The organism is Saccharothrix hoggarensis (assembly GCF_042678885.1).
Lineage (GTDB): Bacteria > Actinomycetota > Actinomycetes > Mycobacteriales > Pseudonocardiaceae > Actinosynnema > Actinosynnema hoggarensis.
The window spans coordinates 1-15,468 of record NZ_JBHTLK010000054.1 but is presented as its reverse complement, the minus strand read 5'-3'; the positions used below and the strand labels follow the sequence as shown (position 1 = coordinate 15,468).

16 protein-coding genes are annotated in these 15,468 nt (G+C 71.1%); 8 read left to right on the top strand and 8 right to left on the bottom strand.

Features of this window, described 5'->3' with window-relative positions; translation table 11 throughout:
* Positions 1-3: 3 nt before the first annotated feature.
* Positions 4-486, bottom strand: a complete 483-nt coding sequence (locus ACFQ3T_RS13145) for a hypothetical protein (protein WP_380723515.1) — start codon at positions 484-486, stop codon at positions 4-6.
* 189 nt (positions 487-675) lie between these two features.
* Positions 676-2,100, bottom strand: coding sequence for a type I glutamate--ammonia ligase (gene glnA / locus ACFQ3T_RS13140; RefSeq protein ID WP_380723514.1), 1,425 nt, complete (start codon positions 2,098-2,100; stop codon positions 676-678).
* Between the two features lie 195 nt (positions 2,101-2,295).
* Here glnA and ACFQ3T_RS13135 point away from each other — a divergent pair, with 195 nt between their 5' ends.
* Entirely contained in the window at positions 2,296-2,769 is a 474-nt protein-coding gene (locus ACFQ3T_RS13135; RefSeq protein WP_380723513.1) for an RDD family protein, read from the top strand.
* Positions 2,770-2,891: 122 nt separating this feature from the next.
* On the opposite strand, the gene ACFQ3T_RS13130 is transcribed toward ACFQ3T_RS13135, so the two are convergent.
* Positions 2,892-3,632, bottom strand: coding sequence for a DUF4191 domain-containing protein (locus ACFQ3T_RS13130; protein ID WP_380723512.1), 741 nt, complete (start codon positions 3,630-3,632; stop codon positions 2,892-2,894).
* Between the two features lie 63 nt (positions 3,633-3,695).
* Here ACFQ3T_RS13130 and ACFQ3T_RS13125 point away from each other — a divergent pair, with 63 nt between their 5' ends.
* From ACFQ3T_RS13125 to ACFQ3T_RS13105, 5 genes are all read left to right on the top strand, one after another.
* On the top strand, positions 3,696-5,759 hold the full coding sequence (locus ACFQ3T_RS13125) for an ATP-dependent DNA helicase UvrD2 (protein ID WP_380723511.1): 2,064 nt from the start codon (positions 3,696-3,698) through the stop codon (positions 5,757-5,759).
* Positions 5,760-6,009: 250 nt separating this feature from the next.
* Positions 6,010-6,231: a hypothetical protein gene (locus ACFQ3T_RS13120; protein WP_380723510.1), complete on the top strand. Its 222-nt coding sequence runs from the start codon at positions 6,010-6,012 to the stop codon at positions 6,229-6,231.
* A gap of 142 nt (positions 6,232-6,373) precedes the next feature.
* A complete protein-coding gene (locus ACFQ3T_RS13115; protein ID WP_380723509.1) occupies positions 6,374-6,799 on the top strand; it encodes a WhiB family transcriptional regulator in 426 nt (141 codons plus the stop codon).
* Complete coding sequence (locus ACFQ3T_RS13110; protein WP_380723508.1) at positions 6,796-7,020, top strand: hypothetical protein; 225 nt, start codon at positions 6,796-6,798, stop codon at positions 7,018-7,020. Before ACFQ3T_RS13115 ends, ACFQ3T_RS13110 begins: the two co-directional genes overlap by 4 nt.
* A gap of 194 nt (positions 7,021-7,214) precedes the next feature.
* Entirely contained in the window at positions 7,215-8,126 is a 912-nt protein-coding gene (locus ACFQ3T_RS13105; protein ID WP_380723507.1) for a class I SAM-dependent methyltransferase, read from the top strand.
* 583 nt (positions 8,127-8,709) lie between these two features.
* Here ACFQ3T_RS13105 and ACFQ3T_RS13100 read toward each other — a convergent pair.
* From ACFQ3T_RS13100 to ACFQ3T_RS13085, 4 genes are all read right to left on the bottom strand, one after another.
* Complete coding sequence (locus tag ACFQ3T_RS13100; protein WP_380723506.1) at positions 8,710-9,267, bottom strand: hypothetical protein; 558 nt, start codon at positions 9,265-9,267, stop codon at positions 8,710-8,712.
* An 80-nt stretch (positions 9,268-9,347) separates the two neighbouring features.
* Positions 9,348-10,658: an ABC1 kinase family protein gene (locus tag ACFQ3T_RS13095; protein ID WP_380723505.1), complete on the bottom strand. Its 1,311-nt coding sequence runs from the start codon at positions 10,656-10,658 to the stop codon at positions 9,348-9,350.
* Between the two features lie 87 nt (positions 10,659-10,745).
* Entirely contained in the window at positions 10,746-11,774 is a 1,029-nt protein-coding gene (locus tag ACFQ3T_RS13090; protein ID WP_380723504.1) for a ThiF family adenylyltransferase, read from the bottom strand.
* Positions 11,775-11,930: 156 nt separating this feature from the next.
* Positions 11,931-12,086, bottom strand: coding sequence for a DUF5679 domain-containing protein (locus ACFQ3T_RS13085; protein ID WP_015098458.1), 156 nt, complete (start codon positions 12,084-12,086; stop codon positions 11,931-11,933).
* 204 nt (positions 12,087-12,290) lie between these two features.
* Between ACFQ3T_RS13085 and ACFQ3T_RS13080 the strand changes: the two genes are divergently transcribed.
* Entirely contained in the window at positions 12,291-12,818 is a 528-nt protein-coding gene (locus ACFQ3T_RS13080; RefSeq protein WP_380723503.1) for a M48 metallopeptidase family protein, read from the top strand.
* Between the two features lie 133 nt (positions 12,819-12,951).
* On the opposite strand, the gene ACFQ3T_RS13075 is transcribed toward ACFQ3T_RS13080, so the two are convergent.
* Entirely contained in the window at positions 12,952-14,259 is a 1,308-nt protein-coding gene (locus tag ACFQ3T_RS13075) for a zinc-dependent metalloprotease (protein WP_380723502.1), read from the bottom strand.
* Positions 14,260-14,340: 81 nt separating this feature from the next.
* Here ACFQ3T_RS13075 and ACFQ3T_RS13070 point away from each other — a divergent pair, with 81 nt between their 5' ends.
* Positions 14,341-15,426 (top strand): YlbL family protein, encoded by a 1,086-nt coding sequence (locus ACFQ3T_RS13070; protein ID WP_380723501.1) that lies wholly within the window; start codon positions 14,341-14,343, stop codon positions 15,424-15,426.
* Positions 15,427-15,468: the final 42 nt, after the last annotated feature.

Here is a 15,468-nt window from a genome sequence, read left to right as displayed (position 1 = left end):
CGGTCAACTGTCTTCAACGACTCCAAGATCCTTTTTCATCACCTTGATCAAATTATTTCGATGTGTCGTCTCGGCTGACCATTCTTTCGCATCTGGTTCGCGGCCGGTTTCGTGAATTTGGGAAGTGATGTGGTCAAGCTTTTGGGTGACGGGATTAGTTGCCTTCCATACAGTGTCCGAGATAAGTCGGAGTCGATCCTGGGCAAGAGCGACTTCTTTTCGCTTGTTATCGCCGATAGTGTGGATCCAATCTTTTGTTGGATCGACCCCAATCAGTCGGGAGACACTGGCTGGTTGAATCTCTCGTATCCACTCGTCAAGTCGACCGAGGAAGTCCGCGTAAAGTTCTCGCTTGTGCTCGACGAAGCGGTACCGGTCTTCCCGTTTCCATCGTTTGTCCTCTCGGTGGCCCTGCCAGATATTGGCTATCAAGACACCGCCAAGAGCGGTACCGCCCGAGATCAGTGCGGTCCAAACGTCAACCATGACAGGACCATAGAAGGCCTGCCGCTGGTGCGCTGTGTGAGAGATGCGAAAGCCGAAGGCCGGGTGACTGTGGTAGTCACCCGGCCTTCGGCCTGTGGAGGATCTGACGGCCTCTCCAGCTCACACGGCCTGGAGGCGGCCTGGGTGGGGCTTCAACCGGTGGAACTGCTGGCCAGAGCCCCGCGCCGATCACACGTCGTAGTACAGCGCGAACTCGTACGGGTTCGGGCGGAGGCGCAGCGGGTTGATCTCTTCCTCCCGCTTGAACGTGATCCAGGTGTCGATGACGTCCGGCGTGAAGACGCCGCCCTCGAGCAGGAACTCGTGGTCCGCCTCGAGGCTGTCCAGCACCGCGTCCAGGGACGCCGGCACCTGCTTGACGTCGCGGGCCTCCTCGGGCGGAAGCTCGTAGAGGTCCTTGTCGATCGGGGCCGGCGGCTCGATCTTGTTCTTCACGCCGTCGAGGCCCGCCATCACCATGGCGGAGAACGCCAGGTACGGGTTGCCCGACGAGTCGGGGCAGCGGAACTCGATGCGCTTGGCCTTCGGGTTGTTGCCGGTGATCGGGATGCGCACGCACGCCGAGCGGTTGCGCTGGGAGTAGACCAGCGACACCGGGGCCTCGTAGCCCGGCACCAGGCGGTGGTAGGAGTTCACCGTCGGGTTGGTGAACGCCAGCAGCGACGGCGCGTGGTGCAGGATGCCGCCGATGTAGTGGCGCGCCGTGTCCGACAGGCCCGCGTAACCGGACTCGTCGTGGAACAGCGGCTGGCCGTCCTTCCACAGCGACTGGTGGGTGTGCATGCCCGAGCCGTTGTCGCCGAACAGCGGCTTCGGCATGAACGTGACGGTCTTGCCGGCCTGCCACGCGGTGTTCTTGATGATGTACTTGAACAGCATCAGGTCGTCCGCGGCGTGCAGCAGCGTGTTGAACTTGTAGTTGATCTCGGCCTGGCCGCCGGTGCCGACCTCGTGGTGCGCGCGCTCGACGGTGAAGCCCTGGGCCTGCATGTTCAGGACCATCTTGTCGCGCAGGTCGGCGTAGTGGTCGGTCGGCGTGACGGGGAAGTAGCCGCCCTTGTACTTGACCTTGTAGCCGCGGTTGCCGCCCTCTTCGTCACGGCCGGTGTTCCAGGCGCCGGAGATGGCGTCGATCTCGTGGAACGAGGCGTTCGCCGTGGTGTCGAAGCGGATCGAGTCGAAGATGTAGAACTCGGCCTCGGCGCCGAAGTACGCGGTGTCCGCGATGCCCGACTCGGTGATGTACTGCTCGGCCTTGCGCGCGATGTTGCGCGGGTCGCGGCTGTACGCCTCACGCGTGAACGGGTCGTGCACGAAGAAGTTGACGATCAGCGTCTTCTCGATCCGGAACGGGTCGAGGCGAGCGGTGTACAGGTCGGGCAGCAGCAGCATGTCCGACTCGTGGATCGACTGGAAGCCGCGGACGGACGAGCCGTCGAACGCGAGGCCCTCGGCGATGGCGTCGGCGTCGAACGCGGAGGCGGGGAGCGTGAAGTGCTGCATCACGCCGGGCAGGTCGCTGAAGCGGACGTCGATGAACTTAACGCCCTCGTCGGAGATGTACTTCAGGACCTCGTCGGGATTCTTGAACACCCTCGTCGACTCCTCTGCTGCGGTGGGGGCGTGGTTGTACGCCGCTGCGGTGTGCGGCCTGCCATCGTGGCGAAACTAAGACCGCGGTGTTGCCCAGCCATCACCCTGGTGTTTCGCCAGTGTTAACGGGGTCCCCAGGTCGGGCAACCGGACCGTCGCTCCTCACCCGCTGAGCACGGCGCTTACTCTGGTGGGGTGAGCAAGTGGACCGGTTCGTGGCTGTCTGGACCCCGTTCGGCGTTGGAGCCCGGCGCCGACTCCGGCGACGGTACCGGGCAGCGGTGGCGGGGTGAACGCCTCGGCCTGCCCCAGTCCGGCCCCGGCTCGGTGGCGTCCACGGGTCGGCGCGCGATCGCCATCATGGTCGACTTCCTGCTGTCCGCGGGGGTCGCGGGGCTGTTCACCATGCCCGACCTGCCGAAGAACTGGAGCCTGCTGGCCTGGTTCGCCATCACCGTCATCGCGGTCGGCTTCTTCGGCTTCACCCCTGGTCACGCGCTGTTCGGCCTCCGGGTCGCCCGGCTGGACGGCGCCGGGATCGTCGGTCTGCCGCGGGCGGCGCTGCGCACGGCGTTGATCTTCCCGATCATCCCGGCCGTGGTCTGGGACGCCGACGGCCGGGGCCTGCACGACAAGGTCGCGGGCACCGTCGTCATCCGCGTCCGCTGAGCCCAGGGCCGGGTCGCCCAACCACGCGGACACACGCGGACACACGGACACGCGGACACGCGTCAGGCCCGCCCGGAACGACTGTCCGGAACGGGCCTGAGCGGGTCTGAGCTGCGCGAACGTCAGCGACGGCGCATGGCGCGCTGCACGTTGCGCATCTTGGCGCCCTGGGGCATCGGGCCCTTCGGCAGCGCCGCGCCGCGGCTGGCCAGCGCGGCCAGGCGGTTGTCGATCGTGTCGACCTGGGCGGTCGAGATGTTGCGCGGCAGCTTCATCAGGTGGCCCTGCAGCTTGCGAAGCGGCACCTGGCCGTCCTCCGTGCCGACGACGACGTCGTAGATCGGCGTCTCGCCGATCACCCGCGCCACCCGCTTCTTCTCCTGCGCGAGCAGGCCCTTCACCCGGTGCGGCGCGCCCTCGGCGACCAGCACCACGCCCGGCCGGCCGAGCACCCGGTGCACCATGTCGCCGCTCGTCGTGCCCGCCACCGCCTGGGTGACGCGCCACTTGCCGCGCAGGTTGTCCAGCGCCCACGCCGCCGCGCCCGGCTGGCCGTCGGCCTTCGCGTACACCGTGCGCTGCACCCGGCGGCCGAACACGATGACCGCGAGCAGCGCGCCCACCGCGATGCCCATGGGCAGCAGCACCCACTGCATGTCCCAGATGAGGCCGATCAGGAACGCCGCGGCCGTCGCGCCGAGCAGGCACGCCAGCATCAACGGCACGAGCGCCTTGTCCTCGCGGCGCTGCATCTTGAACGCCTCGAAGATCTGGCTGCGCTTCGCCTTCGATGCCGCGCGCCGAGCCTTCGCCGCTTCCTTGGCAGCCGCCTTGGCGGCCGCCTTGTCCTGCTTACCAGCCATACCCACCAGGATACGGCGCGCCGCGTCGCCCCATGACGGGAGTACTCGCTGTGCTCTGCGAGGATGCTGCGCATGGACCGGCTGCTGGAGGGACTGGACCCGGAACAGCGTGCCGCCGTGGAGGCTCCGCGCGGTCCGGTGTGCGTCCTCGCGGGAGCCGGCACGGGCAAGACCCGCACGATCACGCACAGGATCGCCTACTTGGTCCAACGCGGTCACGTTTCCGCAGGTCAAGTCCTCGCCGTCACGTTCACCGCACGTGCCGCGGGCGAGATGCGGACGCGGTTGCGGGCGCTCGGCGTGCACGGCGCGCAGGCCCGCACGTTCCACGCCGCCGCGCTGCGCCAGCTCCGCTACTTCTGGCCGCGCGTCGTCGGCGGCGAGCAGTGGCAGCTGATCGACCGCAACAAGCTCCGGCTGGTCGCGCAGGCCGCGAACCGCGCCGGCCTGTCCACCGAGTCCGACTCGCTGCGCGACCTGGCCGGCGAGATCGAGTGGTCCAAGGCGTCGCTCGTCGCGCCCGAGGACTACCCGGCCGCGGCCGCCCGCACGAGCCGTGACACGCCCGCGCCCGCCGAGCAGGTCGTGCAGGTCTACCGGACGTACGAGGAGCTGAAGAACCAGGCGCAGCTGCTCGACTTCGACGACCTCCTCCTGCACACCGCGGCGGCGTTGGAGGAGCACGGCGAGGTCGCCGAGGAGTTCCGCGACCGGTACCGGTGCTTCGTCGTGGACGAGTACCAGGACGTCACCCCCTTGCAGCAGCGCGTGCTCGACGCGTGGCTGGGCGAGCGCGACGACCTGACCGTCGTCGGCGACGCCAACCAGACCATTTACTCGTTCGCGGGCGCCTCGCCGCGGCCGCTGCTCGACTTCCCGCGCCGGTTCCCGGCCGCGGCGGTGGTGCGGCTGGAACGGGACTACCGGTCGACGCCGCAGGTCGTGGAGCTGGCCAACGACGTGATCAAGTCGGCGCGCGGCCGTCCCGCCGGGTCGAGGCTGCGGCTGATCGGGCAGCGCCCGGACGGTCCGAAGCCGACGTTCACCGAGTTCGACGACGAGTCGCTGGAGGCGGCGGCCGTCGCGCAGCGGGTCAAGGCGCTGCTGGACGAGGGCGTGGCGGCGAGCGAGATCGCCGTCCTGTACCGGGTGAACGCCCAGTCCGAGGTGTTCGAGCAGGCGTTGGCCGAGGTCGGCGTGCCGTACCAGGTGCGGGGCGGGGAGCGGTTCTTCCAGCGGGCCGAGGTGCGGCAGGCGATGGTCGCGCTGCGGTCGGCGGCGGCGCACGAGCCGACCGGCGAGCTGCCCAAGGTGGTGCGGGAGGTGCTGGCCGGGATCGGCCTGACCGACGAGCCGCCCGCCGGCGGGTCGGCGCGCGAGAAGTGGGAGTCGCTGCTCGCGCTCGTCGAGCTGGCCGAGGAACTCGTCACCACCGTGGACGGCGCGGACCTGCCGAAGTTCGTCACCGAGCTGGAGCTGCGGGCCGAGGCGCAGCACCCGCCGACCGTGGAGGGCGTGACCCTCGCGTCGCTGCACGCGGCGAAGGGCCTGGAGTGGGACGCGGTGTTCCTGGTCGGGCTGGTCGAGGGGACGCTGCCGATCCAGCACGCGGACGGCGACGAGGCGGCCGTCGAGGAAGAGCGCCGGTTGCTGTACGTGGGTGTGACGCGTGCGCGCGTGCACCTGTGGTTGTCGTGGGCGTTGGCGCGGGCCGCGGGCGGGCGTCGTTACCGCCGGCGCAGCCGGTTCCTCTACGGGCTGGTGCCCGAGGACCACCCGGCGTCGCGCGCGGTCAAGCGGGAGCCGCTGCAGCGCAAGCCGAAGCCGCAGTGCCGCGTGTGCGGGTCGGCGTTGGTGGACGCGCGGTCGATCAAGCTGAGCCGGTGCGCCTCGTGCCCGTCGGACGTCGACGAGGAGCTGCTGGCCAAGCTCCGGGCGTGGCGGGCGGACCGGGCGCGTGAGCTGAAGGTGCCCGCCTACGTCGTGTTCACCGACGCGACTCTCGTGGCGATCGCCGAGCAGCGCCCCGAGGACGTCGCGGGCCTGGTCGCCATCTCGGGCATCGGAGCGTCCAAACTGGACCGCTTCGGCGACGACGTGCTGTCCCTGGTGCGCGGCGAGCGGTGACGACTGTCCCGCCGGCGGGACAAAGCGCTCCCGTCAGCCTGACGTCGGCACGGTTGGTCCGGACGAGTGCTCGCGTCGCAGCGCTCTGTGCAGGGCAAACGCTGAACTTTCACACGATCGACAGGTATTTGGAAAAACCGGTTGCACCCGCCGTGCGCCGGGTCATAACCTGCTGAGGCCGGGCGCGAAGCGCCCGCTGGGGATTCAAGAGCTTGCAGTCGACACGAGACACCCGAGGAGGTGACCGGCCGTGAACACTCTCATGTGCTTCGAGACGCCCGGTTACCTGAAGTCCGGGGTCGTTCTCGTGTCCGGCGCTGCTCTCGTCGCGGGGGAGAAGTCTGCCCGCGATCGCCACGCCCTCAAGTGGGGCGCTGAGCGAGTTCAGCTGATCCAGGTGCCGGCGCCGCACGCGCCGACCGTCCGTCCGACTCAGATCGTTGCGCCGTCCGCGCACGAGCGAAGTACCTGACCACCTTGTAGTCAGGCCACGAAGCTCACCAAGGCCGCGGACCCGTAACCGGATCCGCGGCCTTTGTGCTGTTCAAACCCGTTTTACAACGCAGTTCGCACGACCAAAACCCCATGCAACACCCTTGACAGGAGTCCACCTGATGTTGACCGCGACCGTCCCCATAAACGGGACGTTGTCCACCGAGCCGGAGCTCGCCGGAGCGGGAGTCGCTTCTCTGATCGACACCGCGCCCGACGCCGGCTTGGAGCTTCCTTGCCGCACCAACAACCCCGACCTGTGGTTCGCCGACTCGCCGGCCGAGCTGGAGGAGGCGAAGCGGTTCTGCGCCTCCTGCCCGGTGATCGCCGAGTGCCTCGCCGGGGCGATCGCCCGCCACGAGCCGTGGGGCGTCTGGGGTGGCGAGATCTTCGAGCGCGGAGCCGTGATCGCGCGGAAGCGTCCCCGTGGACGCCCCCGCAAGGACGCGGCACCCGTTGTTCCCGCGGCGCCCGCCGCGACCGTTGTGCCCGCGGCGCCCGCCGCGACCGTTGTCCGGGGGGCTAACGACCAGGAGGCCGCCGCGTGACCACGTATCGATCCACCCGCGACGAAGCAATGCTCATCGAGATCAACCCCAAGGGGAACCCCATGCTGCTCGAAGAAAATCTCGCCAGATCCCGAATGCATGACGCGGAGATATACGCGCGACAGCATCGGCTGGCCCACCGGCTCATCGTCGCTCGCAGGTGGCGTCGGTTCGCCGGATGGGCCGCGCGCCGGGCCGCCCTGAAGGCCCACGCGATCTGAGTGCGCACGCCGGCCCGCCTGCCCCGTCACCTCGACGGGGCAGGCGGGCCTCCGCCGTAGCCACCGATCGCATTCCAGCGGAGAGCGATCGGCGGTGGGCGAGTCGAATGGACGGCAGCCGGCCGAGTGGTCGTGGTCGCGCTCGGGCCGAATTTCAAGCGGAGGGTTCGGCCCGCGGTGGGTACCGTCGACGTGTGGCAGCTCACTCTCACACCCATGCCCACTCGCACGACGGCATCGACTGGTCGTCGCGGCTGACCGCCCTGCGGCAGGCCGACGAACTGGACGGCGAGGCCCACCGCGTGGTCGCGCGGAGACTGGTGCGCGCCCTGCCCGACAACCCGACCGTGCTGGACGTCGGGTGCGGCGCGGGCGGGATGAGCGTGGCACTGGTCGAAGCCCTGTCCGCCCGGGGCGGGGGCACGGTGGTGTTGGTCGACGGCGCGCCGGAGCTGCTCGACGTGGCGACCGGCCTCGCGCGCTCGGCGGCCTCGTACGAGACCGACACGAGCACGACCACCGTGCACATCCGGCCCGTGCTGGCCGACCTCGCCACCGAGCGGCCGGCGGACCTCGCCGGGCCCGCGCAGCTGGTGTGGGCGTCGAACGTGGTGCACCACCTCCCGGATCAACGTGCGGCCGTGCTGGGGTTGGTCGACGCCGTCGCGCCGGGTGGGTGGTTGGCGCTGGCCGAAGGCGGCTTGGAGGGCAAGTTCCTCCCGTTCGACCTCGGCATCGGCGAACCGGGCCTGCAGGACAGGCTGGCGGCCGCCCGTGCCCAGTGGTTCGTGCGGATGCGCGAGAACACGGAAGGCGCCGTCCGGATGGCGGGCGGCTGGAACACCGCGCTCGCCGAGGCCGGCCTGGTCGAGGTGACGGCGTTCAGCTACCTGATCGACCACCCGGCGCCCGCCAAGCAGGCGGTCCGCGACTGGGCGGTGAACCGGCTGCAGTGGCACATGGAGGTCGCCGGCGACCTCCTGCACCCCGCCGACCGCCGCACGGTCAGCCGCCTCCTCGACCCACACGATTCCGCCTTCCTCGGGTTGCGCGACGACGTGTTCCTGCTGACCGCCAACACGGTGTACGTGGGTCGCAAGCCGTGACGGAGGCCTGTGCCCGATGCGGCCGGACGCGGTCCTCGGTGACCGATCCGGCAGACCTCCTCGCCTGGGTCCACCAACGAGAGCCCAGAGCACGGACCACCGGTGCCGGCGACCCCCGCTCGTCGGAGCGCTCGGACGCCCAGTGGCTGTGCCACGTCTGCGCGCGGGCGCATGTGCGAGACATCGAGGGCAAGCTGCCCAGCGACTACTGGAACTAGCCGGTCCGGCCGCCAGTTCGACGGCCTGGTGCGCTGGATGAGCGCCGGGGCGGCGGGGCGACTCGGTCTTCGGGCTGGTGGCGGAGGGTGTGGATTCGGCCGGGCGAGCTCGGGCAATGGAGCGGGCCGGTGGGCAAGGCTGGGGTTGACCGGTGAGATCCGCGGCTGTGTGAGCCGGCGGGGTGTGACTGCCCGCCGGTCCGGTCGGCTGCTGGTGGGCGTGGGGCCGGCGGGGTGAGGCTGCCGGTCGGGCCGGTCGGGCGGTGGGTTTGGCCGGTGGGGTGCGGCTGCGTGTCTGGTGCCGGGTGGGTGCGTGGGCGTGGGCGGGTGGTTGGTGTGGGTGGGCGGGGTTGGTGGGTGGGTGGTTAGCGGAGTAGGGCGGCTAGGAGTTTCAGGGTTGACCTTGGGGTGGCTGAGCCCCGCTTGCTGCCCGCGTTCAGCTCCGCGGTCAGGCCGGCGACCGTGCACAGGCCCGTGGACACCGCCGTCGCCAGCATGTGGTGTTGGCGCAACGGGTTCGGGTCGTGGCGGGCGGCGTCCAGGGCTGCCCTTGTCGGCTCGGCCACGGGGAGGCCGTCGCGCAGCACGACCTCGGGCGGGCGGGTCGTGCGTTCCAGGATCACCTGGTCGGGGTTGGCTCGGCGGGTCGCCGGCGGGCTCAGCAGGTGGATCTTGGGGTGTGGGTGGGGCAGGGGTGTGAGGCCGTGGGCGCGCAGGGCGTCGACGCCGGTGACGACCGCGCCTTCACCGGCGTAGGCGAGGGCAGCCCGGACGCGTTGCGCCCTCGTGGGCGGCGCGGGGCTCAGCAGCAGGACGCCCGGCAGGATGCGTTGCCACGGCCCGCCGGGGCGGCACTTGAGGTCGATCACGTAGCCGGGGACGCCGGCCGCTTTCAGCTCCGCGGTCTTGATCACGTCGGTCATGCTTCGATCTTCGGGTGGTTCCGGGGATCGGGCCAGTGGCCGGTCGTGATCTGTGGACAACTAGACGGGCTGTGGACAACTCAGTCGTCGAAGCCCGGTTGCCAGCGGGCGACGATGGCCCTGGCCTGCACGTTCGCGTCGAGCTGGCAGAGGATGCCCGTCGCGCCCAACGTCACCCTGTGGATAAGCAGGTACTGGGGCGGCAGGTTCAGCGACCGTCCCGTCTGCGACTCGGGGCTCCGGAGGTCGCCGACGCGCTCCGCCTGCTTCTGCAGCCACCGCCGGGTGAAGTGGAACGTCTCCGTCCGCAGCGGCTCGACGAACGGCGCCAGGTAGTTGAGGACGTCCTCGGCGTGCAGTTCGGTGCCGGGCCGGATGAACCGCTCCGCCCGCAGCAGCTCCACGAGGTCCTGGGACCGGCCGTCCAGCGCCAGCCTGGTCATCAGGCCGAGCGTCTTGGGCAGCCCGTCGGGCAGCCGCGCGACGGCCCCGAAGTCGAGCACGCGCAGCCGGCCGTCGTCACCGAGCATGAAGTTGCCCGGGTGCGGGTCGGCGTGCAGGAGCCCGGACCGGCTCGGCGCGGAGAAGTGGAACTCCGACAGGAGCTGACCGGCCAGGTCGCGCTCCTCGGGTTCACCCTCTCGGATGATCTTCGACAGCGGGACGCCGTCGGTCCACTCGGTGACCATCACCTTCGGCGAGCTGGCCACCACGCGCGGCACGAGCACCCGGTCGTCACCGTCGAACGCCTTGGCGAACACCCGCTGGTTGTCGGCCTCGGTCCGGTAGTCCAGCTCCTCCAGGTACCGGTCCCGCAGCTCCTCCAACAACGGCTTGACCTCGGTGCCGGGCATGATCGCCTGCAACACCCGGCTGAACCGCAGCAGTTGCTTCAGGTCGGTCTGCAGCGCCTCGTCGGCGCCGGGGTACTGCACCTTCACCGCCACGTCGCGGCCGTCGTGCCACACCGCCCGGTGCACCTGGCCGATGCTCGCGGACGCGGCCGGGTTGTCGTCGAACGACGAGAACCGCTTCGCCCACCCCGCGCCGAGCTGCTCGGCCAGCACGCGGTGCACGGTGCGCGAGGGCATCGGCGGCGCGGCCGTCTGGAGCTTGGTCAACGCCTCGCGGTACGGCTCGGCCAGCTCGTCCGGCACCGCGGCCTCGAACACGCTCAGGGCCTGGCCGAACTTCATCGCGCCGCCCTTGAGCTGCCCGAGCACCGCGAACACCTGCTCCGCGGTCTTCGCCGACACCTCGGCGCTGACCTCCTCGGAGCTGCGGCCTGCCAGGCGCTTGCCCCAGCCGCCCACCACGCGGCCCGCCACGCCGAGCGGGAGACTGGCCAGCTTGGCGGTGCGGTGCGCTGCCTTGCGCGGGATCTCGCTCACCCGGTGATTCTCCTCCCGCCCGTGCACGAGTTCGCAGTGGTTCGCGCCTCTCCCACAAAACCTACACAGCCCAACCTGAGGGACGGATCAAGTCGCCGAACGGCACTCACAGCGGGGGTGCACGGGCGCCAGGTGGTGTTCGACCGCCCCGGTGAACGCGTCGACCTCCAACGTCGCGTCCCACGTCGGCGGCCTGGTCCCGGACGCGGTCCCGACGGACGCGCCGGGCGGGCCGTCGAGCGCCAGGAGAACCTGCCCGACCGCGACGCCGGCGGTGGCCGTGACGGTGGCCAGGTCGGCGTGCTGGGACCGGCCGACGAGCTGGGCGGCGACCAGCGGCCACGTCGGGTCGACGTCGGCCTGGTGCCGGTCCGCGCACCTCAGGCAGCTGCTGCGACCGGGCACGACCAGCGGTCCGACCACGCCGAGCCCTTCGCGGACCCGCACGGCCAGGTGGGGCGTGCGGTCGGCGAGGAGCTGGTGCAGCAGCTCCGGGGCGGGCACCAACGCGTCGGCCAGCACCACGAGGTCCGGCCCGCGAGCGCCCGACCGCACGGTCCCGCACGCCCGGCGCACCGCGTCCCGGGCGGCGTCGGCGCGCGGTCTGCCGACGTCCGACTCGGTGTAACCCGATCCGGTGTCCTCAGGCCCGACGCGGCCCCGCGCTATCACCCGAACGTGTGCCACTCCGGCGGCCGCGAGGAGCGTCGCGACGATCACCGCGAGCGGCCCGTCGCCGCGCACGACGACGGCCTTGGCGGCACGGGTGGCGGCCAGCCCGGTGGCCGGGCGGCGGCTGCGCAGCGCCCACCCGGTCGCCTCGGCGGTCAGCCGGGGGTGCGGCGGGGGCACGGCCTCCTCCACCAGCCCGGCGCGCGTCAGGCCGTGCAGGAGGCCGACCAGCTCGGCCGCCTGGCGACCGTGACCGGCGAGACGTTGTCGCAGGTCGGTGAGGGTGTGCTGGCCGGTGAGGCCGAGCAGGACGGACGCCATCGGCTCGGGCACGTCCTCGACGAGCATGGCGTGCCGCGGGTCGGTGCCGATCTGCACGACGCCCTCCCGGCGGCGCAGCAGCGGCAGGCCGGGCAGGACCCTGGGGCGGTTGGGGAGATCCACACCGTCAGCGTGCCGACGATCGCCGGCCCGGCAAAACGGCTGTCCACAGGCTTCTGAGTTGTCCACAGGCGGGCCTGACCAGGCTTGACGGACCTGGTCGAGCCGCGGAGCCTGAACGGGCGGCCGGGCAACGCAGGACCCGGCCACCCGCCGGCGTCAGACCTTCGCCTTGCCGAGGATCCGGGTCACCGTGGTCCCGCAGACCGGGCACTTGCCTTTGGCCATCCTGCGGTTGTTGCTCTCGTGCACCTCGCCCGTGAAGTCCCGCTTCTCACGGCACTTGACGCAGTAGCCGTTGTAGGTCTCGGCCACGGCTTCCTCCCTTGTTTCGAGAGTGCGGGGCGATCTGCGCCACACTCGGGGGTTGCGCTGCACGCTACCTCCGGGAACGCCGCTCCGCTGCACGCCGCGGCCGGCGTGTCCAGCCGCCTTTCGGACGAACCTGCCGGTAGGTCCCCCGACAGACCGCCGCTTGGCCGCCGCGGATTGTCGGTCTCTGGCCTTACCGTGAACGCCATGCCCGAACCGCAGGTGGAGGTGCGGCGCAGCGCCCGGCGCCGTCGCATGGTGAGCGCGTACCGCGAGGGGGACACGGTCGTCGTCCTGCTGCCGGCTCGCATGAGCAAGAGCGAGGAGAAGCACTGGGTCGCGGAGATGCTGAGCCGCCTCCAGCGCAGCGAGACCCGCCGGCGTTCCCCCACGCGCACGTCGGACGCCGCGCTGCTCGCCCGGTGCGAGGAGCTGGCCGACCGGTACCTGGACGGCGTGCAGCCGAGCAGCGTGCGCTGGGTGCCGCCGATGCGCACGAGGTGGGCGTCGTGCACGCCGAGCGAGGGCACGATCCGGATCAGCGAACGGCTGCGCGACGTGCCCGGCTGGGTGCTCGACTACGTGCTGGTGCACGAGCTGGCGCACCTGGAGGTCCCCGGGCACGGCAAGGACTTCTGGGACCTCGTGCACAGGTACCCGAAGGCCGAGCGGGCCATCGGGTACCTGGAGGGCCTCTCGGCCGCGGCGGGCCTGGGCATCACCGAGGAGGACTGAGGTGAACGGCCGCTGCTCCGCGGCCGGCGGCCCGGAGGTCGGTCGTTCGCGCCTGATCTCCGACGATCGACCAGCGTGATCGCCACGAGATGAGGCGCGAACGACCGACGCGACCTCGCGGGGGAGCGGGGCGCTACTCCCCGTCCTTCTCCGGTTCGTCCTTCTCGCGGAGGGTGCGCTCCAGCTCCGCCATCGGGTCCTCCAGCGCCTTGCGCGTCTGGCCGAACCGCTCGGCGAACTCCATCGGGTCGTCCAGGTCCTCCGCCGTGGGCACGAGGTCCGGGTGGTCCCACACGCTGTCGCGCTGCTCGATGCCGTGCTGGTCGCCGAGGAGCTTCCACAGCGCCGCCGCCGACCGGTGCCGGCGGGGCCGCAGCTCCAGGCCGACGAGCGTGGCGAACGTCTGCTCCGCCGGCCCGCCGGACGCGCGCCGCCTGCGCAGCGTCTCCCGCAGCGCCTCGGCGCCCGGCAGCCGCTCGCCGACCGCCTCGTTCACCACCACGTCCACCCAGCCCTCGACCAGGGCCAGCAACGTCTCCAGCCGGGTCAGCGCGGCCTTCTGCTCGGGCGTGGTCTGGGGTTCGAGCATCCCCGACTTCATCGCCTCTTCGATGCTCGCCGGGTTCGCCGGGTCGATCTGCCCGGCCAGCTGCTCCAGCGCCGACGTGTCGACGGTGATGCCGCGGGCGAACTCCTCGACCGTGTCCAGCAGGCGCTGCCGCAGCCACGGCACGTGGCTGAACAGCCGCTGGTGCGCCGCCTCGCGGGCGGCCAGGAACACCAGCACCTCGCTGGCGGGCCGCTCCAGGCCCTCGGTGAACTTCTCGATGTTGGCCGGCAGCAACGCGGCCGTGCCCTCGGGGCCGAGGGGCAGTCCGACCTCGGTGGACGTCAGCACCTCGGAGCCGAGCTGCGCCAGCGCGCCGCCGAGCTGCGAGCCGAACGCCATGCCGCCCATCTGTCCCAGCATGGACAGCAGCGGGCCGGCGGCCTCCTTCGCCTCGGCGGGCATCGCCTCGACCCACGCGCCGGACACGCGCCGCGCCACCGGGTCGCACAACCGCTGCCACGTCGGCAGCGTGCGCTCCACCCACTCGCGCGCGGTCCAGCTCTGGGTCGTGCGGGACCCGGCGGGCAGCGCCGTCGCGGGGTCGAGCCACATCTCGGCGAGGTGCACCGCGTCGGTGACCGCGCTGTTCTGGTCGGGGCTGAACCCCAGGCCGGAGCCGCCCGTGCCGGCGAGCTGCTGGAGGGCGATCTGCTTCGCGAGGTCGTAGTTGACCGGCCCGGACGACGTGCCCGCATTGCTGAACATCGCACCGAGCTGGCTCAGCATCGCGCCGAGCTGGTTGAAGTCGAAGGGGTTCTCCCCTTGGTCTCCGGGTTTGCGGTTGCGGTCGTCGGGGTCCTGCGGGCTGAACCCGAAGGGCAGGTCACTCATGCCACCACGGTACGCGGGACGACCGCGCCGTGCGGTACCGGTTCGCCGGCAGCGTGACGGGGTGGTCGTACCCTGTCGGGCGTGACCGAAGGCACCGACACCGCCGTGGACCAGGCACCAACCCCACCGCCCGCGCCACGGCGCGGCCTGACCCGGCGGACGTGGACCCTCGTGGTCAGCCTCGTGGTCGTCCTCGCGCTCGGTCTGCTCGGCGGGTTCGCGCGCGTGCCGTACGTGGCGCTGGGCCCCGGCCCGACCTACGACACGCTGGGCCAGGTCGACGGCGGCGACGTGGTGGCCGTCGACGGCCAGGAGACGTTCCCGACCGGCGGCAAGCTCACCATGACGACGGTCTCGCTGACCGACGACGTGTCGCTGTTCGGCGCGCTCGGCCTGTGGATCAGCGGCCGGTACGCGCTCGCGCCGCGCGAGGAGTTCTTCCGCCCGGGGGAGTCGGAGCAGGAGGTCCGCGACCAGAACGTGAAGGCGTTCCAGGATTCGCAGACCAGCGCCGAGGTCGCCGCGCTGCGCTACCTCGACTACCCGATGAAGGTCGTCGCCGCGGAGATCAACAAGGACAGCGCCGCGGCCACCGTGCTGGAGCCCGACGACCGGCTGCTGGAGGTCAACGGCAGGCAGATCGCGAGCGCCGACGACGTGCGGGGCGCTTTGGAGCAGACCAAGCCCGGCGACCAGGTCTCGCTGACCTACCAGCGCGGGTCGGACCGCAAGACGTCGACGGTGACGCTCGGCCGCACCGAGGGCCGGGAGACCGGTTTCCTCGGCGTGCTGCCGCTGGACCGCGCGGACGTGCCGTTCGACATCAAGATCAGCCTGAGCGACGTGGGCGGCCCGTCGGCCGGCCTGCTGTTCGCGCTGTCGATCGTCGACAAGCTGACCCCGGGCGAGCTGAACGGCGGCAAGTCCGTCGCGGGCACGGGCGAGATCAACGACCGCGGCGAGGTCGGCCGCATCGGCGGCATCGGGTTCAAGATGGTCGCGGCGCAGGAAGGCGGCGCCACCGTGTTCCTCGTGCCGGCCGGCAACTGCGACGAGGCCAAGCAGCACGCCCCGGAGGGCATGCGCCTGGTCAAGGTCGAGACGCTGGACGACGCCGTCCAGTCCTTGGAGTCCCTCGGCAAGGGCGGCGACGCGCCGAGCTGCTGACGCCGCGGCCAGGCCGGCGACGCCCGGCCGGCCCGCGCCCGG

What these genes read in the sequence shown, in the direction of transcription:
- ACFQ3T_RS13145 (WP_380723515.1), bottom strand. Translation starts at nt 486, where the DNA reads ATGGTTGACGTTTGGACCGCACTGATCTCGGGCGGTACCGCTCTTGGC.
- ACFQ3T_RS13130 (WP_380723512.1), bottom strand. Translation starts at nt 3,632, where the DNA reads ATGGCTGGTAAGCAGGACAAGGCGGCCGCCAAGGCGGCTGCCAAGGAA.
- ACFQ3T_RS13125 (WP_380723511.1), top strand. Translation starts at nt 3,696, where the DNA reads ATGCTGCGCATGGACCGGCTGCTGGAGGGACTGGACCCGGAACAGCGT.
- ACFQ3T_RS13115 (WP_380723509.1), top strand. Translation starts at nt 6,374, where the DNA reads ATGTTGACCGCGACCGTCCCCATAAACGGGACGTTGTCCACCGAGCCG.
- ACFQ3T_RS13100 (WP_380723506.1), bottom strand. Translation starts at nt 9,267, where the DNA reads ATGACCGACGTGATCAAGACCGCGGAGCTGAAAGCGGCCGGCGTCCCC.
- ACFQ3T_RS13080 (WP_380723503.1), top strand. Translation starts at nt 12,291, where the DNA reads ATGCCCGAACCGCAGGTGGAGGTGCGGCGCAGCGCCCGGCGCCGTCGC.
- ACFQ3T_RS13075 (WP_380723502.1), bottom strand. Translation starts at nt 14,259, where the DNA reads ATGAGTGACCTGCCCTTCGGGTTCAGCCCGCAGGACCCCGACGACCGC.